21 protein-coding genes and 1 riboswitch are annotated in these 23,615 nt (G+C 70.4%); of the genes, 10 read left to right on the top strand and 11 right to left on the bottom strand.

Features of this window, described 5'->3' with window-relative positions:
• Nucleotides 1-14 precede the first annotated feature (14 nt).
• From ACIRJR_RS04825 to ACIRJR_RS04845, 5 genes are all read right to left on the bottom strand, one after another.
• Nucleotides 15-1,034: a hypothetical protein gene (locus ACIRJR_RS04825; protein ID WP_403773891.1), complete on the bottom strand. Its 1,020-nt coding sequence runs from the start codon at nucleotides 1,032-1,034 to the stop codon at nucleotides 15-17.
• 6 nt (nucleotides 1,035-1,040) lie between these two features.
• On the bottom strand, nucleotides 1,041-3,233 hold the full coding sequence (locus ACIRJR_RS04830; protein WP_403773894.1) for a hypothetical protein: 2,193 nt from the start codon (nucleotides 3,231-3,233) through the stop codon (nucleotides 1,041-1,043).
• Nucleotides 3,234-3,268: 35 nt separating this feature from the next.
• Nucleotides 3,269-3,721 (bottom strand): hypothetical protein, encoded by a 453-nt coding sequence (locus ACIRJR_RS04835; protein ID WP_403773897.1) that lies wholly within the window; start codon nucleotides 3,719-3,721, stop codon nucleotides 3,269-3,271.
• Nucleotides 3,722-3,898: 177 nt separating this feature from the next.
• Nucleotides 3,899-5,488 carry a M4 family metallopeptidase gene (locus ACIRJR_RS04840; protein WP_403773899.1) on the bottom strand — a complete coding sequence of 530 codons (1,590 nt, stop codon included), beginning with the start codon at nucleotides 5,486-5,488 and terminating at the stop codon, nucleotides 3,899-3,901.
• A 209-nt stretch (nucleotides 5,489-5,697) separates the two neighbouring features.
• Complete coding sequence (locus tag ACIRJR_RS04845; RefSeq protein WP_103516378.1) at nucleotides 5,698-6,273, bottom strand: TerD family protein; 576 nt, start codon at nucleotides 6,271-6,273, stop codon at nucleotides 5,698-5,700.
• Between the two features lie 172 nt (nucleotides 6,274-6,445).
• Between ACIRJR_RS04845 and arfB the strand changes: the two genes are divergently transcribed.
• Nucleotides 6,446-6,880, top strand: coding sequence for an alternative ribosome rescue aminoacyl-tRNA hydrolase ArfB (gene arfB / locus ACIRJR_RS04850; RefSeq protein WP_403773902.1), 435 nt, complete (start codon nucleotides 6,446-6,448; stop codon nucleotides 6,878-6,880).
• A 182-nt stretch (nucleotides 6,881-7,062) separates the two neighbouring features.
• Here the strand turns inward: arfB and ACIRJR_RS04855 are convergent, their stop codons facing one another.
• Nucleotides 7,063-7,569 (bottom strand): flavin reductase family protein, encoded by a 507-nt coding sequence (locus ACIRJR_RS04855; RefSeq protein ID WP_403773905.1) that lies wholly within the window; start codon nucleotides 7,567-7,569, stop codon nucleotides 7,063-7,065.
• Nucleotides 7,570-7,916: 347 nt separating this feature from the next.
• On the opposite strand from ACIRJR_RS04855, the gene cdgB reads away from it, so the two are divergent.
• Complete coding sequence (gene cdgB / locus ACIRJR_RS04860) at nucleotides 7,917-9,569, top strand: diguanylate cyclase CdgB (RefSeq protein ID WP_403773908.1); 1,653 nt, start codon at nucleotides 7,917-7,919, stop codon at nucleotides 9,567-9,569.
• A gap of 132 nt (nucleotides 9,570-9,701) precedes the next feature.
• Complete coding sequence (locus tag ACIRJR_RS04865) at nucleotides 9,702-10,700, top strand: carbohydrate-binding protein (RefSeq protein ID WP_403773911.1); 999 nt, start codon at nucleotides 9,702-9,704, stop codon at nucleotides 10,698-10,700.
• An 89-nt stretch (nucleotides 10,701-10,789) separates the two neighbouring features.
• On the opposite strand, the gene ACIRJR_RS04870 is transcribed toward ACIRJR_RS04865, so the two are convergent.
• From ACIRJR_RS04870 to ACIRJR_RS04880, 3 genes are all read right to left on the bottom strand, one after another.
• Complete coding sequence (locus tag ACIRJR_RS04870) at nucleotides 10,790-11,722, bottom strand: 1-phosphofructokinase family hexose kinase (RefSeq protein ID WP_403773914.1); 933 nt, start codon at nucleotides 11,720-11,722, stop codon at nucleotides 10,790-10,792.
• A gap of 152 nt (nucleotides 11,723-11,874) precedes the next feature.
• Nucleotides 11,875-13,029 (bottom strand): N-acetylglucosamine-6-phosphate deacetylase, encoded by a 1,155-nt coding sequence (gene nagA, locus ACIRJR_RS04875; protein ID WP_403773916.1) that lies wholly within the window; start codon nucleotides 13,027-13,029, stop codon nucleotides 11,875-11,877.
• A complete protein-coding gene (locus ACIRJR_RS04880) occupies nucleotides 13,029-13,922 on the bottom strand; it encodes an ROK family protein (RefSeq protein ID WP_403776336.1) in 894 nt (297 codons plus the stop codon). Before ACIRJR_RS04880 ends, nagA begins: the two co-directional genes overlap by 1 nt.
• A gap of 288 nt (nucleotides 13,923-14,210) precedes the next feature.
• Here ACIRJR_RS04880 and ACIRJR_RS04885 point away from each other — a divergent pair, with 288 nt between their 5' ends.
• From ACIRJR_RS04885 to otsB, 4 genes are all read left to right on the top strand, one after another.
• Complete coding sequence (locus ACIRJR_RS04885) at nucleotides 14,211-15,431, top strand: extracellular solute-binding protein (RefSeq protein WP_403776339.1); 1,221 nt, start codon at nucleotides 14,211-14,213, stop codon at nucleotides 15,429-15,431.
• Between the two features lie 14 nt (nucleotides 15,432-15,445).
• The gene (locus ACIRJR_RS04890; protein WP_403773919.1) at nucleotides 15,446-15,706 is read left to right on the top strand and encodes a DUF3263 domain-containing protein; all 261 of its coding nucleotides are present in this window, start codon (nucleotides 15,446-15,448) and stop codon (nucleotides 15,704-15,706) included.
• Between the two features lie 103 nt (nucleotides 15,707-15,809).
• A complete protein-coding gene (locus ACIRJR_RS04895) occupies nucleotides 15,810-17,408 on the top strand; it encodes a hypothetical protein (protein WP_403773922.1) in 1,599 nt (532 codons plus the stop codon).
• 74 nt (nucleotides 17,409-17,482) lie between these two features.
• The gene (gene otsB / locus ACIRJR_RS04900) at nucleotides 17,483-18,331 is read left to right on the top strand and encodes a trehalose-phosphatase (protein ID WP_403773925.1); all 849 of its coding nucleotides are present in this window, start codon (nucleotides 17,483-17,485) and stop codon (nucleotides 18,329-18,331) included.
• 58 nt (nucleotides 18,332-18,389) lie between these two features.
• Here the strand turns inward: otsB and ACIRJR_RS04905 are convergent, their stop codons facing one another.
• Nucleotides 18,390-19,766, bottom strand: coding sequence for a trehalose-6-phosphate synthase (locus tag ACIRJR_RS04905; protein WP_403773928.1), 1,377 nt, complete (start codon nucleotides 19,764-19,766; stop codon nucleotides 18,390-18,392).
• A gap of 95 nt (nucleotides 19,767-19,861) precedes the next feature.
• Nucleotides 19,862-20,812, bottom strand: coding sequence for a glucosyl-3-phosphoglycerate synthase (locus ACIRJR_RS04910; RefSeq protein WP_403776342.1), 951 nt, complete (start codon nucleotides 20,810-20,812; stop codon nucleotides 19,862-19,864).
• Between the two features lie 153 nt (nucleotides 20,813-20,965).
• Nucleotides 20,966-21,093: riboswitch (SAM riboswitch) on the top strand.
• Nucleotides 21,094-21,111: 18 nt separating this feature from the next.
• Between ACIRJR_RS04910 and thrC the strand changes: the two genes are divergently transcribed.
• From thrC to ACIRJR_RS04925, 3 genes are all read left to right on the top strand, one after another.
• Complete coding sequence (gene thrC / locus ACIRJR_RS04915; RefSeq protein ID WP_403773931.1) at nucleotides 21,112-22,410, top strand: threonine synthase; 1,299 nt, start codon at nucleotides 21,112-21,114, stop codon at nucleotides 22,408-22,410.
• Nucleotides 22,411-22,438: 28 nt separating this feature from the next.
• The gene (locus ACIRJR_RS04920) at nucleotides 22,439-22,714 is read left to right on the top strand and encodes a MoaD/ThiS family protein (RefSeq protein ID WP_376368846.1); all 276 of its coding nucleotides are present in this window, start codon (nucleotides 22,439-22,441) and stop codon (nucleotides 22,712-22,714) included.
• Between the two features lie 439 nt (nucleotides 22,715-23,153).
• Nucleotides 23,154-23,360, top strand: coding sequence for a cold-shock protein (locus ACIRJR_RS04925; protein ID WP_003967346.1), 207 nt, complete (start codon nucleotides 23,154-23,156; stop codon nucleotides 23,358-23,360).
• Nucleotides 23,361-23,615: the final 255 nt, after the last annotated feature.

A 23,615-nucleotide genomic window follows, 5' to 3' on the forward strand; every position in this document is an offset into this window, starting at 1 on the left:
TGCCGCTCCCGGGGTCAGTCGCAGTCGAGTGCCGCCCGCGCGGCCTCGGCGAAGCGGTCCGTGACGTCGGATGCCTTGAAGAGGGTCGCCGCGGCCTTCTCCTGTGGGGTGTCGGGGGCGAAGACGTACGTGGCGCTGTCCGTCGCGAAGTAGGTCGCCTTGCCGCCGCAGACAGCATGGTCGAAGCGCTGCTTCTTCGCGGCGGCCAGCAGTTCGGGGTTGCGGATGATCGCGAGGCGGACGAAGGGCTCGCGGTCGTCGTCCCTGGGCAGGCCGGTCTCGGGCTGAGCCAGGGAGAGGTCGCAGTACCAGGCGTCGTCGCGGGAGCCCGAGGTCTGTTCCCGCAGCGGGCTGCCCGCGGGGGCCTCGGAGCCGAGGGTGAAGCCGTCCAGGCCGCACACCTCGGCCGGGTCGCTCTCGGCCGGTGCGGACGCTTCGATGAGGTCCGTGCCTGCGTTCCGCGGTGATGAGGCGGTGGGTGCGCAGTCGTGATCGGCGGCGAGCTTGCGGGCGGCCGACCGGGTCAGCCGGGCCAGTTCTTCCGGGTCGGCGTTCCCTTGATCGACGAAGACGCTCAGAACCGTGTGGTCGCCCTCGGCCCATGCGGTGCCCAGGGGGCCGCAGTCGGACGGCAAGGACACCCACCCGTTGCCGTACTGGTCGAAGGCGCCGGGCAGCTCGCCCTGCAGGATGTTCCGGGCCCCGGATGCCTTCCACTCGGACCGGCCGAAGGGGTGGTCAGGGGTGACGGCAGTGGCACTCAGGCGGATCTTCGCGTCCTCGGTGCCGGGCAGCCAGCCGGACTGCTCCACCGTGCAGGAGCCCTCGGAGTCCGAGGAGGCCGTCACCCGCCCCGAGCCGTGCAGGGCGTCAGACGCCGCACCACTGCTCAACAGGCCGTCGCACAGGTCGCCCGGACCGAAGGCGTTGGTGTTGGTCGCCACCGTCGCACCGGCCGCCACGACGGCCAGGGCTCCGACGACGGCCGTTGCCCGCCAGCTCCACCGGCGCTTGCGGGGTGTCTCCGTGTTCACTGGTACTCAGTCCCGTCCGAGGTAGACAGCGGCATCGCCGCGCGATCCGGTGTAGGACTGCTTGGCTTCGTCACGCATGGCCTGCCAAGCGTCCCAGTTCGGGTCGTTCTTGCTGTTGTCGCGGTCTTCGATGTCCACGCCCCGCTCTGCGGCCCAGGCGTCGATGAGGCTGTACGTGCCGCCGACGCCCGAGCCGTAGTGCTTCGAGTTCTGCTCCTGGGCCGCCGAGTTGGCCGAGTCGATGACGTCCTTCGACCATTCGTACGTCGCCGCGTCGACCAGCCGCTGGGCTGTGTCGCCGAAGACCGGCAGGCCTGTGATCGGGGCTCCGATGGCGTGGTAGGCGTACCGGGCCTGGTCGTTGGTCTCGGCTGCCTTGTCGTCGCGCTGGTCGAGGATCACGTCGGAACCGATGGAGTTCATCGCTCCCATGACCTGGCCGAGGTCGCTGGCGGGATTGATCCAGCGCAGCTGGCCCTCGCCGCCCTGGGCCGGTGCGTTGCCCAGCTGCTCCATCGCGTAGTTCCGCTGGGTGGAGTAGAGGAGATCCGCGGTGTCGGCCTCCTCGGTGACACCGCGCATGACACGCATGAGCGAGTCCTTGCCCACGGTGATCCCCGCGTCGGACCCGTCCTGCCAGACGCCGTCCAGTCCTTCCGGGCTGCCGTACCGGCGGCTGTCGTTCTCCGCGAGGATGTTGTGGTTGTCGGCCGCGTAGTCCGCCAGGGAGTTCGCCAGGTTCTGGTGCATGTTCTTCGGTACGTCGTCGCCCGAGGCCCCGGCGTCGAGGTACTCGATGGTGTTCTGCATGATCCGTGCCTGGGCGGGACTGTGCGGGCCGGGAGCGCCGTTGGACTCGCCCTCGGCCAGCGGGGGATGGCCGGTGGTGGCGGCTTCCAGGGCGGCGCCGATACCGACGTGTGCGAACGGGTCGTCGACCTTGACCTCGGGGTACATGGAGAGCAGGAGGTCGGGCCACTCCCGGGCGCCGTCGCCGTGACCGGTGAGGTATTCCAGCCTGCCGTTCCCCTTCTCCGGGTCCGGGCCGGGATCGAGGAAGGCGGTCGCCGTGTCGGGGTCGCGGCTCATGATGCCGAGGAGGTTGTCGATCGCGTCGGCCCTGATGCCGTCGTGGCCGGCACCGATCTGGACGAAGAGGCCCTTGTCCTTCTTCTCGGCGGCGATCATGTCGTCACCCAGCGACTCCATGAAGTCCGGGTCGAACTTCTCGTCCGCCATGTTCATCACGGCGACGAACCCCGAGTAGCCCTTGACGGGGTTGTCGGACTCACCGAAGCTCTTGGTCCCGTTCTCCTTGAGGTCCTTGGTGAAGTCCTCGTAGAAGGCACGCTCCTGGGCGTTCGCCGGGTCCTTCGTGGCGCTCGCGATGGAGTTGGCGAGCTCGTGCTGCATCCCCAGCAGCTGGGTGCGGGCACCCTTGTCGCCCTCTGCCATGTCGAACATCTTGTTGCCGAGCTTGATCGTGCCGTCCGCGCCGATCTTCGTGAGGAAGGGCTGGCTGAACTCCTTGTTCCCGCTGTTGTCGCGCAGCGAGCGCTCCAGTCCCGCCAGTTCCGCGGCGGACACCTTCTCGCCCGAGTTGAGCTTCATCGCGGTCGCCGCGGCGGCCTTCGCCTCGTACCCCTCGATGTCGCCGGTGGCCTTGTGGTTGAAGCCGCCCACTGTGCCGTCCAGGGGGTCGCTGTCCTGGGTGACCGCCTTCATGGCCACGGCGAATCCCGCGTCGGCGTCGGCGACCGCCTGCACCGCCTTGGCTATGTGGTCGGTCCACGACTGCTCGGTGGCCCGCAGGTCGGGGTCGTGGTGGGCGGTGAAGCGCTCGTTCTCCGTCAGTTTGCCGAAGTCCAGGCGGCACTGCCCCTGGTCGGAGACGGTCATCTTGGCGGTGACGGCTTCGTTGGCCGCGGCCTTCACCTTGCCCCGCAGTTCGACGAACTGGGAGTGCGCGTCCCTGATCAGCGAGGCGATGGCCTTCGCCTCGGTCTGTGCCCCCGCGTACTCCTTGAGGGTGACGTCGAAGCGGCGGTTGGCGGCCTCGGCGCTCTGGCCCACCCAGGAGGGGCCGATGCTGATCCCGTGCACATCGCGCTTGTAGGCGGCTTCCTGCTTGGCCAGTTCCCCTGCCATCGACTCCCATTTGGCGGCGGCGGTGGTCAGCGCGGACAGGTCCGTCGTCATGACTTCGTGGTAACTCGGCATGGTCCGTCGCCCCCTCAGAGCCCGTTGATCTTCGAGTTGCCACCGAGCTGGGTACCGATGCCGAGATCGTCGGACCGGAACTGGAAGCGGGTCTCGCGCAAGGAGGCGCTCTCCGACGAAAGCCGGTTGCAGAGCACCCGGACCGAGCCGTCCCATGCCTTGTCCGCCGCCTTCAGGGCGCCCGCCGCGTCCCAGCCGTCGGCGTCCTTGGGCCCGAACGCCTTGACCGCCGCGCTGTTGGCCTCGTCGGCCCACCTACCCGCGGCACGCGTGTCGCCGAGGATGTGCTCGTCGATCGCGTCGGCCGCGGCCTTCTTCTCGGCGGGTGACGACGCGAAGGAGGGGGCGAAGGGGCCGTACACAGGAGGAGGACCACCCTGGTCGGCCGGAAGCTGGTTCAGCTGCATTCCGGTCGACGCGTTCTCACGGTGGGTGGATTTGATCTGTTCCCACTCGTCCCATGCCATGGAATCCGGCCCCCGTCCGCCTGGTCGTGCTTTCTTGCCGCACGTACGTGCATGCCAACATACAAGTATGAATGGCGAGGTGGGCGTCTGCTCGTGAGGCGCCTGGGGCGGGCGCCTGGACACGCCGACGCGTGGGAACCGGCCGGCCGGAGGCCGGCCGGCTCCCAGCCGATGGTGTTACTTGACGTTGACGCCCGTCCAGGCGGCCTGGACAGCCGTCAGTTCGGCGCTGTCGGCACCGAACAGGTCGGTGGCCGCCTTCTCGGTCGCGACGCGGGCTCCCGCGTAGTCGGTGCTCGACGTCATGTAGACGGAGAGCGCCTTGTACCAGATCTGGTAGGCCTTCTGGCGGCCGATGCCGGTGACCGTGGAGCCGTCGGCGGTCGGGGAGTCGTAGTCGACCCCGTCGATGGTCTTGGCACCGCTGCCCTCCGCCAGCAGGTAGAAGAAGTGGTTGGCGACGCCGGAGGAGTAGTGCACGTCGAGGTCGCCGACGCCGGCGTCCCAGTAGTCCGCCGAGCCGCCGTCCTTGCTCGGCTTGTCCATGTGACGCAGCGGGGTGCCGTCGCCGTTGATGTCGATCTTCTCGCCGATGAGGTAGTCACCGGGGTCGGTGGTGTTGTCGGCGAAGAACTCGACCGAGGTGCCGAATATGTCGCTGGTCGCCTCGTTGAGCCCGCCGGACTCGCCCGCGTAGTCGAGGTTGGCGGTGGCCGCGGTCAGGCCGTGGCTCATCTCGTGGCCGGCCACGTCGATGGCGGTGAGGGCGCTCTTGTCGTCGGCCCCGTCGCCGTAGGTCATGCAGAAGCAGCTGTCGTCCCAGAAGGCGTTGACGTATCCGGTGCCGAAGTGGACGCGGGAGTAGGCGGCCCGGCCGTCCCCGGCTATGCCGTCGCGGCCCAGCTCGGACTTGTAGAAGTCCCAGGTCGTCGCCGCGCCGTAGTGGGCGTCGACCGCCGCGGTCTGGCGGTCGTCGCCGGTTCCGTCGCCCCAGGTGTCGTCGGTGTCGGTGAGGAGGGTGCCGGTGCCGGTCTGGCCCTGGTTCAGGTCGTACGTCTTGTGGCCGCCCCGGTCGCCGTCGGTCAGTTCGAAGCCCGAACCGCCCTCGGTGGTCGACAGCGTGACCTCACCGCTGTACTGGCTGTTCCCGGTGCCCGTCTCCACGGCCTCGAAGCTGTGCAGCCGCTTGCCGGTCGTGGCGTCCGTGATCGTGTGCAGCTTGCTGGGCGTGCCGTCCTTCTGGACACCGGTCCTCACGGTCTCGAAGGCGAGGGCGGGCTTTCCACTGCCCGCCCAGACGACCGTGCGCGCGCTCGCTGCGGCCTTCCGCTTCGGCTGGGTGGACGGTACGGCGATACGGGCCGAGGTGGCCTTGTCCACGCCCTTCGGGGTTCCGTCGGCGGCGGTGTGGGTGACGAGGTCGCCGCCGAGGACGGGGAGCCCCGCGTAGGTGCGTTCGTAGCGGGTGTGCACGGTGCCGCGGGCGTCCTTGATGACGTCACGGACGATCAGCTTCTCCTGGCTGCCCAGCCCGAGGGACTCGGCGGCGGCGGGGGCGTCCGCCTGGGCGGCCCGCAGAGCTGTGGTGCGGAGGGCCGCGGTGTTCACGCCGAGGGTGGTGGCTCCGGCGGTGGAGCGGGAGGAAGAGGCGGTGTCGTCGGCGGTGTGGGGTCCCGCCGTGGCCGTGCCGGTCTGGACGCCTACGACGACCATCGCGGCAACTGCGGTCAGGGCAGCGGCGCGACGGGTGTTCATGTGGGGGGTCATGCCTTCTCCGTTGCTCGTTCCTGTGGGGGTTACGAGCGGAGAGCGTGCCACCGAATGAACGGTTTTGACGGGACGCCGACAATTGCCTCACAAGTTTTTGACCAGTTCTTGTCCGAATGGGAGGCGCCCGTGTCCGCTATGCAGGGCGAACGCACAGGAGCCCCCGGCCGACGGAGTCGGCCGGGGGCTCCTGCGGAGAAGCCGTGACGTCAGAGGTTGACGCCGAAGTCCTGCGCGATGCCGCGCAGGCCCGAGGCGTAGCCCTGGCCGACCGCGCGGAACTTCCACTCGGCGCCGTTGCGGTAGAGCTCGCCGAAGACCATGGCGGTCTCGGTGGCGGCGTCCTCGCTCAGGTCGTAGCGGGCGATCTCGGTGCCGCCGGCCTGGTTGATGATGCGGATGAAGGCGTTCCGCACCTGGCCGAAGTTCTGGCTGCGCGCCTCGGCGTCGTAGATGGAGACCGGGAAGACGATCTTGTCGATGTCTGCCGGGAGGCCCGCGAGGTTGACGTTGATCTGCTCGTCGTCGCCCTCGCCCTGGCCGGTGACGTTGTCACCGGTGTGGACGATGGTCTGGTCGGGCGTCGCCTTGTTGTTGAAGAAGACGAAGTGGCCGTCGGAGTAGACCTTGCCGGCGTTGTTGACCGCGATCGCCGAGGCGTCGAGGTCGAAGTCGGTGCCGGTGGTGGTGCGGACGTCCCAGCCGAGGCCGACCGTGACGGCGGTCAGGCCCGGGGCCTCCTTGGTGAGCGAGACGTTGCCGCCCTTGGACAGGCTTACAGCCATGGGAAGTCCCTTTCCTCGTCATGTGCGGGCTTCGTGCCATCACGAAAGCTACCGTCACCCGTCCTAACGCAGACAAGAGACCACGAGGTTCCTGCTCGCTTTACTTTCTTTGCCGAACTTCTGGCCGAACGCTCGCAAAACAAGGTGACGAACCGGCCGTACGCCAGGGAACATGGGTGTCATGTCCGGGCCCTATGTCATCCGCGGTTCGGTCTCCCTGCCGGAGGCCGAGCTGATGTGGCGTTTCTCGAGGTCCTCGGGGCCCGGTGGGCAGCACGTCAACACGAGCGACTCCCAGGTGGAGCTCCGCTTCGACCTCGCCGCGACCGACTCCCTGCCCGAGGTGTGGAAGGCCCGGGCGCTGGAGCGGCTCGGGGGCCGGCTGGTCGGTGGTGTGGTGTCCGTGCGTGCGTCGGAGCACCGGTCCCAGTGGCGCAACCGGGAGACTGCCGCCGTGCGGCTGGCGGCCCTGCTGGCGGAGGCGACGGCACCGCCGCCCAAGCCCCGTCTGAAGAAGAAGATCCCCCGCGGCATCAACGAGCGGCGCCTGCGCGAGAAGAAGCAGCGCGGCGACACGAAGCGCGGGCGCTCGGGCCGCGACTGGTAGGGAAGGGCGTCCGCGCCGCGACCGGCAGGGAAGGTGACGCGCCGCGACCGGTACGGGAGGTACCGGGCCGCGACAGGCACGGAAGGTGTCCGCGCGGCAGGCGCCGAGCCGGTCCCCGCGGTCGATGCCGAGGCCGCCCCCGGCCGGTCCCCGCGGTCGATGCCGAGGCGGCCCCCGGCCGCTCAGCCCAGCTGTCGGTACCGGCCCTTGAAGTACGTCAGCGGCTCGTCGTCCGCGCTCGGGAGTGACGCCGTCAGCACCCGGCCGATCACCAGCGTGTGGTCACCGGCCAGGACGCGCTGCTCGGTGCGGCACTCCAGGGTGGCCAGCGCGCCGCCCACCAGGGGCGCTCCCGTGATCTCGCCCCGTATGTACGGGATGTCCTCGAACAGCAGCCGGTCGCTGATCCGGCCCTTCATGGAGAACCGTCCGGCGATGTGCCGCTGGGCCCCGGTGAGGACGGACACCGCCCACAAGGGCTGCTCGGCGAGGAGGTCGTCCATCCGTGAGTCGTTGCGCAGGCTCACCATGACCAGCGGCGGGTCCAGCGAGACCGACATGAAGGCGGTCGCCGTCATCCCGGCGTCCTCGCCCCGGCCGTGCTCGTCGAGCGGTGGTTCCTGGGCGGTGACCAGCACCACTCCTGCTGCCAGTCGGGACAGGGCGGCACGGAATTCGTCGTTGCTCACCCCCTCAGCATGGGGGACGGCTTCGGGGCGCGGGGCGGGGGGAGTCTTCTGCGGCACATCGGGCACGCTAGTCCCGCGGGGCACGCCGCCGCATCGGGCCAGGGGACCAGCCGGGTCCTAGGACCCGGGAACCGGATGCCCTGATTTGCGTTCGGTAAATAACAGCGGTCCCACGAGGTGTCCCGGATGCCCTTAACCATCTGTTGTGACATGACTCACAGAGAGCAATATTTGTTGACCCTGTGTACCGGGTGCACAGCTCACTGTGATTCAGTGGCCGTGACACTGCAACAAGTACGTCGATATGAAACCTGGAGTTGCTGTCGAGGTCTCAGGGAGTGCGAGCAATGGAGGCCGAGTCGGAGCCGTACGTCCGCCTTGCGACCATGCGGCAGTTGCACCAGGCCGTCGCTGATCTCAACACGGCGCGGAGCCTGGCGGACACGCTGCAGTCCGTGGCCGACGGCATCGTCACCGGCCTCGGGTACGAACTGGGCTGCGTGAACCTCGTCCGCCCCGACGGCGATCTCGTCGTCGCCGCGTTCGCCGGCAACAGCGCCGCGGAAGCCCTGATCACCGGCCGTATCGGCTCCCGTGAGTCCTGGGAGCGCAGGCTCTCGATGGGTGAGGCGTGGGACGGACTCCGGTTCATACCCCACACCGAGGGCTGGGTGCTCCTCGACGACGACGTGCCCCAGTGGCACACCGAGGGCCCGGAGCCCCGCTTCGAGGACGAGTGGCACCCTCTGGACCGCCTCTACGCCCCCATGTACGCCTCCGGCGGAGGTCTGGACCTCCTGGGGGTCCTGTCGGTCGACAGGCCGCGCAACGGCCGCCGTCCCGGCGCCTGGGGCCGGGAGGCCCTCCAGATGTACGCCTCCCAGGCGGCCATTGCGATCAGTAACGCTCGCCTCCGTGCAAACATGCAGCGCGCACTGGTCAGGCTCGAGCGCGAACAGCAGGCGCTGCGAGCCAGCGAGGAATCCTTTCGCCAGGCCTTCGAGTACGCCCCCAGCGGCATGGCCATCGCCGAGATGGGCGGTGACCAGCACGGCAGGCTGCTGCGCACCAACGACGCGCTCTGCCGGCTCCTCGGCCGCCCCGCCTCGGTCCTGCGGCGCTACTCCTTCGCCGACCTCGTCCACCCCGAGGACATAGGCACCCTGCTCCGCACGTCCGCCGAGGGAGGCAGGGCCGAGCTGCGGCTCGGGCGCAGGGACGGCACCTACCTCTGGGTCTCGCTGCGCAACTCGGTCGTCGCCGACACCACCGACGGACCGCGCTTCCTGCTCACCCACGTCGAGGACATAGAGGAGCGCAAGCGCAACGAGCTGAACCTCGCGCACCGCGCCTCGCACGACGCGCTCACCGGTCTGCCCAACAGCGCCGAGCTGCGATCCCGGCTCGGCGCGCGCCTGTGTGAGAGGCCTCACTCCGTCACCTCCTCCGCCATCGAGGCGCTGGACGCGGCGTACGGGGACGTCGAGAGCGCGGTGCACGGCTACCGGTCGGACGTGTACGAGGCTGAGGTCGCGCCGGGGGTCGGCCCCTACGACCACCACGTGCACGTCGTGGCGCCCGACCCGGACCGCGACGACGGGACGAAGGGGCTCGCGGTGCTCTTCTGCGACCTCGACGGCTTCAAGTCCATCAACGACCGCTTCGGGCACCACGCGGGTGACGCGGTTCTCATCGAGGTCGCCAGACGGCTGACGACCTGCGTACGGGACGGTGACACGGTCGCGCGGCTCGGAGGTGACGAATTCGTCGTCCTCGCGGACGGCCTCGGGGCGGCAGATGCCGCAGATCTGGCCGTACGCTTGCGTAACGCCATCATTCCGCCCATCCGGGTGGACGGCCGGGCAGTCAGGGTCGGGGCGAGTTTCGGTATCGGCTGGGCCGAGTGCGGCATGACCGAGGAAGAGGTCCTGCACTCCGCCGACCAGCGGATGTACGTGGAAAAGCGGTCCAGGTCGAAGGTTCACCGCAGAGCCGGCTGACGTTCACGCCCTGGCTGTTCCCGTACCACGCCCGGTTTTCCGGGCGGCCGAGGGCAATTCGACGCGTGCTCCGTTCGGGGTAGGCTCGGCCGGTCGGCGACGGCTGGCGACATGGTGAGGAGTGACCCAGGGATGACGGCCGGAAACAACGGCGCGAGCAAGCCCGAGGACGACGATCCGTTCGGCTATCTGTACGCGGACGGGCAGGCGGCAGGCGCACAGCCGCCCGGGCAGGGTGGTTACGGCTACCCCGGTCCGGCAGCGCAGCCCGGCGTGCCCAGAACGTCGTACAACCAGGTGCGGACGGTCGGTGAGCGCCAGTACGGGCAGGTCCCGCCGCAGCAGGCGTACGGCCAGCAGGCTCCGCCGCAGTACGGCCAGCAGTCCCAGCAGTACGGGCAGCCGAACGCGCAGTACGCGGCGCCGGAGACCTACCCCGGCGGTGCGGTGACCGCGCAGCACGGGTCCGTGCCGGGCGGCGGCGGCAGGAATGCCGGTCCCGGCCGTGGCGGACCCAACACCAAGGCGCTGCTGATCGCGGCCGTCGCCGTGGTCGCGGTCGTGCTCGTCGGTATCGGCGCCGCCCTGATGACGGGTGACGACAGCGAGGGCAAGAAGGACGAGGCCGGTTCGTCGGCGGGTCCGGCCGACGAGGTCCAGGAGTCCCCGAAGCCGGAGAAGTCCACGAAGCCGTCCAAGGAGCCCGTCGATCTGCCGGAGCAGGACGCGGCGACGCTGTCGCTCGGTGGTACGGCGTCGCTGGACAACACGGTCAAGGGTGCCAAGAGCGCCAACGGCCAGTACATCAGCCTCAACGAGGTCGGCCGGTCGGCCACCTGGACGGTCGACGTGCCGGCGAGCGGTCCGTACACGCTGTACGTGACGTACGGCGTGCCCGGCAAGGACGCCAAGACGTCCCTCACGGTCAACGACCAGGACCCCCGCTCCATCAACATGAAGAACTTCGCGCACGCCGCCGAGGGAGACCTGGAGAAGGGCTGGACCAACACGTACGCGTACGTCCAGCTCGAGAAGGGGTCGAACACGCTGATGCTCTCGTGCAACGAGGGCGACTCGTGCGACGCCAACCTCGACCAGTTGTCGCTGAAGTCGGGTCACGTCAAGAACTGACGGCGCCCAGCGGTCCACCACCGTCGTCCCGGTCCTCGCACACCGCGAGCCGGGACGCGGTGTTTTCCGGGTTCTCCTCCGGTGGCGGCTCAGGCGGCCGGCGCGTGCTGTTCGACGGTGACGCGGTCCAGCAGGTCCTCGTAGGCCGCGCGGTCGAACTCGCCGGCCGCCGGGGCCAGCACGGTCGCCGTCGAGAGTGCCACCGCCCGTACGAGCCGGTCCTGCCAGCCCAGCCCCTCGGCGATGGCGGAGAGCAGTCCGGCCACGGCGGAGTCACCCGCACCCGTCGGGTTGCCCCGCACCGCGGACGGCGGTGCGGCCCGGAAGATGCCGTCGGGGGTCACGGCGAGGAGCCCGTCGGCGCCGAGCGACGCGACGACGCTGTGCGCGCCCCGGCGGCGGGCGTCGCGGGTGGCGCGCAGCGGCTCGCGGGCTCCGGTGAGCTGGGCGAGCTCGTCGGCGTTCGGCTTGACGAGATCGGGGCGTGCGGCGATGCCGCGGCGCAGGGGTTCGCCGCCGGTGTCCAGGAGCACGGGTACGCCGGCGGTGCGGGCGAGCCGTATGAGCTCGGCGTACGCGCCGACGTGGATGCCGGGTGGCAGGCTGCCGCAGAGGGCGACGGCCTCGGCGGCGGGGAGCAGGTCCCCGAACGTCCCCAGGAAGGCCGCCCATTCACCGGGGCCGATGTGCGGGCCCGGTTCGTTCAGCTGGGTGGTGTCGCCGGAGGAGCGGTCGACGACCGCGAGGGTGCGGCGGGTGTTCCCCGCGACGGTCACGAGGGCGTCGGCCGGGCCGTGGGGGAGTGCGCCGAGGAGTTCGCGCAGGACGGCTCCGGTGGCGCCGCCGGCGAAGCCGGTGACCACGGTGTCGTGGCCGAGCGCGGAGAGCACCCGGGCCACGTTGACGCCCTTGCCGCCGGGGCGTTCGGTCACTTCCCGGACGCGGTGGCTGGAGTGCGGGACGAGGGCGGGGACGGCGTACGTCAGGTCGAGTGCGGTGTTCAGCGTGACGGTCAGTATCACCTGTACCGGCCCCCGGTTCCTTCGTCGTCCGTTCCCGCGTGCCGTCTCCTCGCGGCGCCGCCCTCGGTGATCATGCCAAAGAGGCGGCGGCCGTCCCAGGTGCCGGGGACAACCGCCGTCTCTTCGTTACGTGTTCGATCGCCGGTTGCCCGTCAGACAGCGGCGGGCTTCACGATCCACTCGCCGCGGCGCATGACGCCCTTGAGCGCGAAGTCCGCGTCCAGGACCACCAGGTCGGCGTCCTTGCCCGGGTCCAGCGAGCCGACCCTGTCGTACAGGCCGAGGAGGCGGGCCGGGTTGGCGGAGATCGACCGGACGACGTCGTCGACGGGGATCCTGTCGATCGTCACGGCCCTGCGGAAGGCGGTGTCCAGGGTGAGGGTGGAGCCCGCGATCGACCCGCCTTCGACCAGACGGGCCACACCGTCCCTGACCTCGACGGCGAGCGGACCGAGCTCGTAGAGGCCGTCGCCCGCGCCGGCCGCGTCCATGGCGTCGGTGATCAGCGCGACCCGGTCGGCCCCCGCGTGGTGGTAGGCGAGCTCCAGGGCCGCGGGGTGCAGATGGGTGCCGTCGTTGATCAGCTCGACGGTGACCCGCTCGTCCTCCAGGAGGGCCGCGATCGGTCCCGGGGCGCGGTGCCCGATGGCGGGCATCGCGTTGTAGAGGTGGGTGGCGACGGTGGCACCGGCGTCGATCGCCTCGACGGTCTGCTCGTACGTCGCGTCCGTGTGGCCGACGGCTGCGATCACCCCGTGCTCGGCGAGCAGCCGCACGGACTCGATGCCGCCCGGGAGTTCGGTGGCCAGGGTGACCATCCTGGCGCTGCCGCGCGCCGCTTCGAGCAGCTTGCGGACCTCGGCGGGGTCCGGGTCGCGGAGCAGCTCCTCGCTGTGGGCGCCCTTGCGGCACGGTGAGATGAACGGGCCCTCGAAGTGGATCCCGGCGAGCTCGCCCTGTTCGACCAGTTCGGAGAGCAGGCCCGCCTGGCGGGCCAGGAAGTCCATCTCGCCGGTGACGGTGGAGGCGACGACGGTCGTCGTGCCGTGTTCGCGGTGCGCCCTCACCCCGGTCAGGACGTCCTCGGCGGTGCCGGTGGCGAAGGACGCGCCGCCGCCGCCGTGGTTGTGGATGTCCACGAATCCGGGGACCACCCAGTGGCCCGAGAGGTCGACGGTCCGGGCGTCCTCCGTCGTGCTGCCGGCGATCCGGGTGCCCTCGACGATCACCCGGCCGTTCTCGACGGTCCCGGTGGGAAGCACCACCCGGGCACCGGTGAGAACCGTGCTGTCTGCGCGTCCGGCCATCAGGCGGATACCTCCGTGGAGAGTAGATCCCAGGCGAGCAGCCCTGCGCCCAGGCATCCGGCGGTGTCCCCGAGGGCCGCCGGGACGATGTGAGGCAGCTTCTGGAACGTGACCCGTTCCTCGACAGCCGCACGCAGTGGTGTGAACAAGGTTTCCCCCGCCTCGGCAAGTCCGCCACCGATGATGAGCGTGCGGGGGTCCAGCAGGGTGAGGGCGGTGACCAGCCCGGCGGCGAGCGCGTCGACGGCGTCCTGCCACACGCGCAGGGCCGCCGGGTCCCCCGAGGCGACGGCCTTCGCGCAGTCGGCGGCGTCCGCGTCGGGGTCGCCGGACGCGGCGGCCCAGGCCCGGGAGACGGCGGAGGCCGAGGCGAGGGTCTCCAGGCAGCCGCGCTGTCCGCAGCCGCAGTCCGGGCCGTCCGGGCGGACCACCACATGGCCGATCTCGCCCGCGTAGCCGTGGGCGCCCGCCTCGATGGTGCCGGCGATGCCGATGGCTCCGGCGATCCCGGTGCCCAGCGGCACGAAGAGGAAGCGGTCCGCGCCGCGGCCGGCACCGATCCGCCCCTCGGCGAGCCCGCCCGTCCTGACGTCGTGTCCGAGCGCGACCGGTATGCCGCCGAGGCGTTCGCCGATCAGTTTCCGCAGGGGCACGTCGCGCCAGCCCAGATTGGCGGCGTAGACGGCGATCCCGCGGTCCGCGTCGACGATGCCGGGCACGGCGACGCCGGCCGCCACCGCGCCCTCGCCGAGGTGCTCCTCGCCGTAGGCGTACAGATCCGCGGCGAAGCCCAGGATCGTCTGGACGACGGCCTCGGCACCGCGGTCCCTGCCGGTGGCCCGGCGCGCCTCGTGGAGGAGGGTGCCGTCGGCCCCGACCAGAGCGGCCTTCATTCCTGTGCCGCCCACATCGAGGGCGATGACGTGTCTCACGGGAGACAGTTTCGCCCGACGACCCCCAAAAGGTCTAGTCCACTATCGAGGTTTGTTGAGCACCCATACAAAACGGTCCTGCTAGATTGCCGGATCGATGCACCGGTGGTGTAGACCTCCGTGCGGAGGTGAGGGCAGGATCGCGGGGTCGTCGCCGGAGCGATGACTTCCGCGTCGACCAATGTAGGGGTGGACAGGGCTGTGCAGCGGCGCTTTGTGGGTCTGACCGCGGCGGTGGCCGCACTCGGTATGACAATGGCGTTGTCGGGGTGTGGTTCGGACACCGGAGGCGGCGGCGACGTCACCCTGCGGCTGGTCGCGGCCGACTACGGCACCGGTGCGGAGAACAGCTCGCAGAAGTACTGGGACGACGTCGCCGGGAAGTTCGAGAAGGACAACCCCGGGATCACGGTCGAGGTCAGCGTCTACTCCTGGAAGGACGTCGACCGCAAGGTCGCCGAGATGGTGAAGGCCGGCAAGGCCCCCGACATCGCGCAGATCGGGGCGTACGCCGACTACGCCGAGGCGGGCAAGCTCTACACGGCCGACGAGATGATAGCCATCCGCACCGGCTCCAACTTCCTGCCCTCGCTCACCGACGCGGGCAAGGTCGACGGCAATCTCTACGGCCTGCCCTTCGTGGCCAGCACCCGGCTGCTCTTCTACAACAAGGGCCTCTTCGACAAGGCGGGCATCGGCGCCCCGCAGACCTGGGACGACATCCAGGCCGACGCCACCGCGCTGAAGCAGCGCGGTGTGACGTACCCCTTCGCCCTGCCGCTGGGCCAGGAGGAGTCCCAGGCCGAGACCCTGATGTGGCTGCTCAGCGGGGGCGGCGGCTACACGGACGACGTCGGCAACTACGCCATCGACTCCCCGGCCAACATCGCGACCTTCCAGTGGCTCAGGAACAACCTCGTCGGCAAGGGCCTCACCGGACCCGTGGCGCCCGGGAAGCTCGACCGGGCGAAGGCCTTCGACGCGTTCACCGACGGCAAGGTGGGCATGCTGAACGGCCACCCGACGCTGATGCAGGAGGCCGAGAAGAAGGGCGTCGACGTCGGGATGGTCCCGCTGCCCGGGATCGACGGACCGACCCGGGGCTCCATGGGCGTGGCCGACTGGATGATGGGCTTCAAGCAGAACGGCCACCGGGTGGAGATAGGCAAGTTCCTCGACTTCGCCTACGACGACGACAACGTGCTGGCCTTCGCCGACCAGTACGACCTGCTGCCCGTGACCAGCAGCGCCTCCGCCGAGATGGCGGAGGACAGCAAGCACAAGTCGCTGCACGAGTTCCTCACGGCACTGCCGAACTCCACGCTGCCCCCGTTCGGCAAGACGTCATGGGCCCAGGTCAGCGAGACGGTCAAGGAAGGGATCGGCGCCGCGGTCGAGCCGGGCGGCAGCCCGGAGGGCGTGCTGGTGGACATCGCGTCCAAGGCCCGGCAGGCGGAGAGCGCGGAGTAGGTAGGTTGGTTGATATGACCGCCCGCCCCCCGGATCCCGACGGCTCCGCCGCCCCGCTCTCCGACCAGGACCGCGCGGTCCTGGCCCTGGAGCGGCGCTCCTGGCCGGGCCCCGGGGCCAAGGAACGGGCGATCCGCGAGGAGCTGGGGATCGCACCGGTCCGCTATTACCAGCTGCTCAACGCGCTGCTGGACGACCGCCGCGCGCTGGAGGAGGACCCGGTCACGGTCAACCGCCTGCGCCGGGTCCGGGAGGCTCGGCGCGGGCGGCGCTGAGGCGCGTTCCACACCGTCCGCGGAGTTTCCTCGTCGTACCCCTGCTGTTGACCACGCCTGGCTACTCTCCCCTCGCCCGGTCGGTCACAGGAGAGGTACGCCCATGAGCACTCCGGTCCACCGCACCCCGGCACGGCAGCCCGCGGTCGTCCCGACGGCGGCCCGGCAGCGCCGGGAAGGAAGCCGGACCGGGAGCACGTCCGCGGGCGCGCCGGAGCAGGCCTTCCTCGCGATGCAGCCCCGCGCGGGCAACCGGGCCGCGACCGCAGCCGTACAGCGCGCCCGGGAGGCCGCGGGAGGGGAGACGGCTCCGGAGAACGGCGACGTGCCCGCCGAAGCGAAGAAGAAGGACTATCGGGGTCGGATCTCCGCCTTCCTCGACAGGTTCAAGAAGAATCTCGAGCCCATCGACACCTTCATCAAGGGATTCCAGACCCCCGCCAACGCGGGCTTCACCCAGCAGGCCGCGTCCACGGCCAACGAGGGCCTCAAGCACTCCACCGCCGCCTCGGGGACATCCGCCGCGGCGGGGAACCTCCTCACCGAGCTCCCCGGCACCGTGGTCAGCGGTATGGACGCGTACAAGAACATGAAGGACGCCAAGAAGCACGAGAGCGGGGCCAAGCACCACACGGCGAACAAGAAGGCCAAGGTCAAGGGGACCGACACGGCCGTCAGCGCCGTCAGCGTCGGAGCCTACGGCGCCGGCATCGCCAAGGAGACGACCAAGCTCCAGAAGGTGGCGGAGGCCGCGGTGGCGTCCGAGGCGAGTGGTGCTCTCAGCGCTTCCGCCGGTCTGGCGAAGGGCGGACGGGCCGTGGTCCGCATAGCGAAGACGGGCCGCAAGTACAAGAACGTGAAGGATCTCAGAGATCCCCACCTCGTCCTCACGGAGTCGGTGGACCGGCTGCACCGGTCGGTGGAGCAGACCGGCAGGGCCGTGGAGGACGCGGACGTCGCGTTGAGCGCCGCCTGGGACCAGGATGACGCCGAGGGCCGGATGGAGGCCGTGTCCGAGGCCTTCGACGGTGTCTGGCAGGCGGCGGGCGCGGCCCGTACCGCCGCCGAGAACCTCCAGCACACGGAGAGTCTCGGGGAGGACGAGGCGGAGAGGCTGAGCGCGGCTCAGAAGTACGCGAAGAAGAAGCAGCTCACCAAGATCGGCAAGGAAGCGGTCGGCGGTGCGGTCGGAGAGTCCACCAAGGCCGCGGCGGGCATCGTCACGGCGGTAGCGGCGGGAACAGGTGCGCTGGCGAGCAACCCGGTCGGCTGGGGCCTCGCCGGGGCCGGAGCCGGCCTCGTCCTGGGCGTCACCCTGTACAAGGCGCTCCGCGCCGCCACGAAGCGCTACGAGGAGGCCCGCCACCCCGAGCGCTGGGCGCCGGAGGGAGAGACCTCTGAGCAGGCCAAGAACCGCACGGAGTCGCTTCAGCACGCCCTGAAGTTCTGGAAGAAGGTGTCGAAGGGCGAACGCGCGGCCATGGCCCGGGAGATCTACGCTCTGGCGGCGGGGCCCGACATCTCCGGGAGCGGGGGGACGACGGCCGAGATCCGGGAGTCCGCCAGAGCCCTGCTCATCGCGCTCAAGTCCGGCCCCGCCGAGCACAAGCTGGAGCCGGAAGTGTGGGCCGAGACCCTCAACGACCCGGCCAGGACCGGTGATTGGCTCAAGGAGATCGCGGAGCAGCTGGCCTCGGGGTGAGTGCCGCGGAACAGTTCCGTCGTGGGCGCGGCGCGGACCCCGCCGCCCGCCCGGTCACCGATACGCTCGGGCGTATGGGTAACCCGGCACACCCCCTCCCGACCCCGTCCACCCAGGCCGGCCGTGACGGTCTCGCCGCGCTCCTCGCCCGGCCCGGCCGTGCGGTCGTCGCGCTGGACTTCGACGGCACGCTCGCCGACATCGTCCCCGACCCGGAGCGGTCCCGCGCCCACCCCCGGGTGGTCCCGGCCCTCTCCGCCCTCGCCCCCCGCGTCGCCGCCGTGGCCGTGATCACCGGCCGCCCGGCCGACACCGCCGTCCGGTACGGGGGCTTCGCCGGGGCGCCGGGCCTGGACCACCTCGTCGTCCTCGGGCACTACGGCGCCGAGCGCTGGGACGCCGCCACGGCCACCGTCCACGCTCCCGCCGCGGACCCGGGGGTGGAGGCCGTGCGGGCGGAGCTCCCCGCCGTGCTGGAGGAGGCGGGAGCCGGCAGCGGCACCTGGATCGAGGAGAAGGGCGGCCGGGCGGTCGCCGTCCACACCCGCCGCGCCGACGACCCGCAGGCCGCCTTCGAGGCCCTGGCCGCCCCGCTCGCCGGCCTCGCCGCACGCCACGGGCTGATCGTCGAACCGGGCCGCCTGGTCCTGGAGCTGCGCCCGCCGGGCATGGACAAGGGCGTGGCGCTGGAGGAGTACGTGAAGGAGGTCGGGGCCGAGGCGGTGCTGTACGCCGGTGACGACCTCGGCGACCTGGCCGCGTACGCCGCGGTGGAGAAGCTCCGCGCCCACGGCACCCCGGGCCTGCTGGTGTGCAGCGGCGCCGAGGTCCCCGAACTCGCCGAGCGCGCCGACCTGGTGCTGCCGGGACCGGAAGCGGTGGCGGACCTGCTCTCGGCCCTCGCCCAGCGGGTCGGACCCTGAGGCATCTCGTCGGGATCAGGCCGGGCACGCGAGCCCGGCCTGATCCGGACGGGAGACCCTAACCGCGCAGCGCCTCCAGCTGGTCCAGGAACCACTGCTGCGGCGGCAGCGCGGTCGCCGCGGCGGCCAGGCGCTTCGTACGGGCGCCCCGCTCGTCGGCGTCCATGGTCAGCGCCTCGTGCAGCGCCGCCGCCGTCGCCGACACGTCGTACGGGTTGACCACGATCGCGTCCTCGCCCAGCTCCTCGTACGCCCCCGCCTCCCGGGAGAGCACCAGCGCGCAGCCGTGGTCCGAGACGACCGGGACCTCCTTGGCGACCAGGTTCATGCCGTCGCGGATCGGGTTGACCAGTGCCACGTCCGCCAGCCGGTACGCCGCCAGGGAGCGGGCGAAGTCGTCGTCGACGTGGAGGATGACCGGGGTCCAGCCCTCCGTGCCGTACTCCGCGTTGATCGCGTCGGCGACCCGCTGGACCTCCGCCGTGTAGTCGCGGTAGACCGCGAGGTCCTGCCGGGAGGGGTAGGCGAAGGCGACGTGGACCACGCGCCCGCGCCACTCGGGGCGCTCCTCCAGAAGGGCCCGGTAGGCGTGCAGGCCGCGGACGATGTTCTTGGAGAGCTCGGTGCGGTCCACCCGCACGATCGTGCGCCGGTCCGCGCCCACCTGGTCGCGCAGGATCTCCATGCGCTCGTCCACGTCGTCCTCACGGGAGCGGCGGCGGAGGAAGTCCGCGTCGGCGCCCAGCCCGTGCACCCCGATCCGGGTGTGGCCGGTGCCGCCGAGGATCTCCGTGCAGCAGCCGATGAAGGCGTCCGACCAGCGGCGGGTCAGGAACGCGGCGCGGTCGGCGCCCAGGATGCCCTTGAGCAGCTGCTCGCCGATGTCGTCGGGCAGCAGCCGGAAGTAGTCGACGGGCGCCCAGGGAGTGTGGGAGAAGTGTCCGATGCGCAGGTCGGGGCGGAGCTCGCGCAGTATGCCGGGTACCAGCGAGAGGTGGTAGTCCTGCACCAGGACCGCGGCGCCCTCGCCCGCCTCCTCGGCGAGCGCCTCGGCGAAGGCCCGGTTGTACGTCTCGTAGGAGGCCCACTGCCGGCGGAACTCCGCGTCGAAGACGGGCTCCACCGGCGTCTGGTAGATCATGTGGTGCACGAACCAGAGCACCGAGTTCGCGATGCCGTTGTACGCGTCGGCGTGGACCCCGGCGTCGATGTCGAGCATCCGTACGCCGGGCTCGGACACGCCGCGCCGGACCGCTTCCCGGTCGCCGTCGCTGAGGGCCGCGCACACCCACAGCTTGTCGTCGACGGCGCTGAGGCCGGAGACGAGCCCGCCGCCGCCCCGCTTCGAGTCGAGCGAGCCGTCCTCCCGCCGTGTGTACGACACCGGGCCGCGATTGGACGCGACGAGGACCTGGGCAGCGTGCTCGGAGACCATGTACCCGAACCTAGCCCGTTCGGGAAGCCGCCAAACGTGAAGCGGGCGCGCAGCCTGACCGGAGGACGGGCGCGGAGCCGGGCGGAGGGAACCGTCTACGCCGCGTCGTGCGACGCGTACTCCGCGATGTCCCGCATCGGCGGCCGCTCCTCGGTGTCCACCGCATGGGTGCGCGGGACGAAGCCGTCGGGTCCCCGCTCGAACTGGGTGATCTCGGGCCGTACGAGGGGTCCCCGGGACAGCCGCAGCTGCGCCGTGCGGTAGATCGCCGCGGCCATCCGGCCGAGGGCCTGTCCGTCCTGGTGGCGGTGTCTGCGTACGCCGACGTCGACCTGGGCCAGCGCGTCCAGGCCGACCGTGTGCAGTGCGTCGACGAGCAGGCCCAGCTCCACTCCGTAACCGACGGGGAAGGGGAGCTGCTCCAGCAGGGAGCGCCGCACGGCGTATTCGCCGCCCAGCGGCTGGACGAAGCCGGCCAGTCGAGGCCAGTGCAGATTGAGTAGCGGGCGGGCCACCAGTTCGGTCACCCGGCCGCCCTGACCCGGCTTCTCGCCGAGCGGCCGGTCGTACATGGCCTTGACGAAGTGCACCGTGGGATCGGTCAGCAGCGGGCCGACGATCCCGGAGACGAAGTCCGCGGAGAAGTCCTTGAGGTCCGCGTCGACGAAGCAGACGATCTCCCCGCTGGTCACCAGGAGCGACCGCCACAGGACCTCGCCCTTGCCCGGCAGCGCGGGGATGCGGGGGAGGATCGCGTCCCGGTGCACGACGCGGGCGCCGGCCCGGCGTGCCCGTTCGGCGGTGGCGTCGGTGGATCCGGAGTCGATCACGACGAGTTCGTCGACGAGCTGGACCTTCTCCATCAGCTCGCGCCGGATCTCCGCGACGATCGCGCCGACGGTCGCCTCCTCGTTCAGCGCCGGCAGGACGACGCTCACCCGCGAGCGGCGCGGATCCCCCGCCCGGGCGGCCGTGAGGCTGTCCAGCGGGCGGTCGGCAGCGGACCAGGAACGCCTGGTCAGCCAGCGTTCCACCTCTTCCAGCACGGTCGATACTCCCTGTATGTGATCCATCTCGCGGTTCGGACGACTATCTCAACCGTCCAGTGCTTCGGTTACAGTCTTGAACAACGCGGATGACCCTCGCATGTCGGGGTCGGTCCGCGAATAAACGCCCGGATCCATGGTCCGGTGCCACAGCGCTCATCCAGAGGGACTGAGGGAACGGCCCGTTGAAGTCCCGGCAACCCTCCTGCCGACCGCGAGGTCACGGTGGGGAAGGTGCCAATTCCGTCTTGCGGCGAAATACGTCGCAGGGAAGATGAGGAGAAAGGGCCTCCGCCATCATGGCCGTGCAGACAGTTGCAGCAAACACCGATTCTTCCGCCGTGGACCTCGGTCCCGCCGCGGCGCTTTCCTGCCGCGAATGCGGCGAGCGTTTCGAACTCGGCCCCATTTTCGCCTGTGCGTCCTGTTTCGGGCCGCTCGAAGTGGCGTACGACCTGCCGAGCGGCTCCCCCGAAGAGCTGAAGAAGCGCATCGCCGAGGGTCCGAACAACATCTGGCGTTACGCGCCGCTGCTGCCGGTCCCCTCCGACGTCGCGGACAAGCCCAACATCAACCCCGGCTTCACGAAGCTGGTCAAGGCCGACAACCTCGCCCGCGAGCTGGGCGTGACCGGCGGCCTGTACGTCAAGGACGACTCCGGCAACCCGACGCACTCCTTCAAGGACCGTGTCGTCGCCATCGCCGTCGAGGCCGCCCGCGCCTTCGGATTCACCACGCTGTCCTGCTCCTCCACCGGCAACCTCGCCGGCGCCGTGGGCGCCGCCGCGGCCCGCGCCGGCTTCCGCTCCTGCGTGTTCATCCCGCACGACCTGGAGCAGGGCAAGGTCGTCATGGCCGCGGTGTACGGCGGTGAGCTGGTCGGCATCGAGGGCAATTACGACGACGTCAACCGCTTCTGCTCGGAGCTCATCGGCGACCCGCTCGGCGAGGGCTGGGGCTTCGTCAACGTCAACCTGCGCCCGTACTACGGCGAGGGCTCCAAGACCCTGGCCTACGAGATCTGCGAGCAGCTCGGCTGGCAGCTGCCCGACCAGCTGGTCATCCCGATCGCGTCCGGCTCGCAGCTCACGAAGATCGACAAGGGTCTGCAGGAGCTGATCAAGCTCGGCCTCGTCGAGGACAAGCCGTACAAGATCTTCGGTGCCCAGGCCGAGGGATGCTCCCCGGTCTCGACCGCCTTCAAGGCCGGCCACGACGTCGTGCGGCCCCAGAAGCCGAACACCATCGCCAAGTCGCTGGCGATCGGCAACCCGGCCGACGGCCCGTACGTCCTGGACATCGCCCGGCGCACCGGGGGTGCCGTCGAGGACGTCAACGACGAGCAGGTCGTCGACGCGATCAAGCTGCTGGCCCGCACCGAGGGCATCTTCGCCGAGACCGCGGGCGGGGTGACGGTCGGCGTGACGAAGAAGCTGATCGACGCCGGTCTGCTCGACCCGGCCCTCACCACCGTCGTCCTGAACACCGGCGACGGGCTGAAGACGCTCGACGCGGTCGCTCCCACGACCGGCCTGTCCGCGACGATCCGGCCCAGCCTGGACGCGTTCCGCGACGCCGGCCTCGCCGCCGCCAACTGACCACCCGAGACCGAAGGAAGGCACCCACATGAGCGTCAAGGTCCGTATCCCCACCATCCTCCGCACCTACACGGACGGTCAGGCCGAGGTCTCGGCGGAGGGGGCTGTCCTCTCCGAGGTCATCGCGTCCCTGGAGCAGAACCACCCGGGCATCGGCGCCCGTGTCCTCGACGACCAGGGCAAGCTGCGCCGCTTCGTCAACGTGTACGTCAACGACGACGACGTGCGCTTCGAGGGCGGTCTGGACGCGGCCACCCCGGACGGCGCCGGCGTCTCGATCATCCCGGCCGTCGCCGGCGGCTGACGGCTACGGGCGCGCCCGGCTGCCCGATTCCACAGAGTGAGCGATGTGGCCCCCTCCGCGAGAGAAGCGGAGGGGGCCATTCTGCATGGTTGAGCGCGGTACAGTTGGGGAAGTCCCCGCCGCTGCCCGTGCCGCCCGCATATGAGAATGCGCCCGGTCACGACAAGAAGCAGCCAATGTGCGTGCACTCCTTGTGGCATAAGTAACCTTTGTCAGGCCCGACTTGCCCCGGAATCCTATGAGTTCGGGCAATCCGTTCGTTCCCGCGCGCCCAGAATTCTCGTCCGATTGACCTGTTGCAGAGGGCAGTTGGGCAGATACATTCGGCCGCGGTCGACGCGTTCCGGCGCACGCCACCCTCTCCTGTCGGAGGGTGAGTTCTGACCCGGGCCCGCGAAGTGCGGTGCTCGTGCAAGGGCCAGTAATAGGGGAGTTAGGCATGGCTCAGGGCACCGTCAAGTGGTTCAACGCGGAGAAGGGGTACGGCTTCATCGCGGTCGACGGTGGTGCGGATGTTTTCGTCCACTACAGCGCGATCCAGATGGACGGGTACCGCACCCTCGAAGAGGGTCAGCGAGTTGAATTCGAGATCTCGCAGGGCCAGAAGGGGCCGCAGGCGGACATGGTCAAGCTCGCCGTCGGCTGAGCTCGGCGCGGTCGGCCAACGACACTACTCACGCACGCGGGGCCCGTACCTCCATCAGGGGTACGGGCCCCGCGTGCGTCTGTGTGGCGCCGTGGCCGTCCACGGTCGGAGGGTGCGTCTCTCCGTCGCCCCGTCCGTTGTCCGCGGACGGAGGGTGCGTCTCTCCGTCTCTCCGTCGCCCCGTCGCCCCGTCGCCCCGTCGCCCCGTCGCCCCGTCTCTCCGTCGCCCCGTCGGCCGTCCGCGCCGGAGCGGGG

The organism is Streptomyces sp. NPDC102402, assembly GCF_044765765.1.
Taxonomy (GTDB): domain Bacteria; phylum Actinomycetota; class Actinomycetes; order Streptomycetales; family Streptomycetaceae; genus Streptomyces.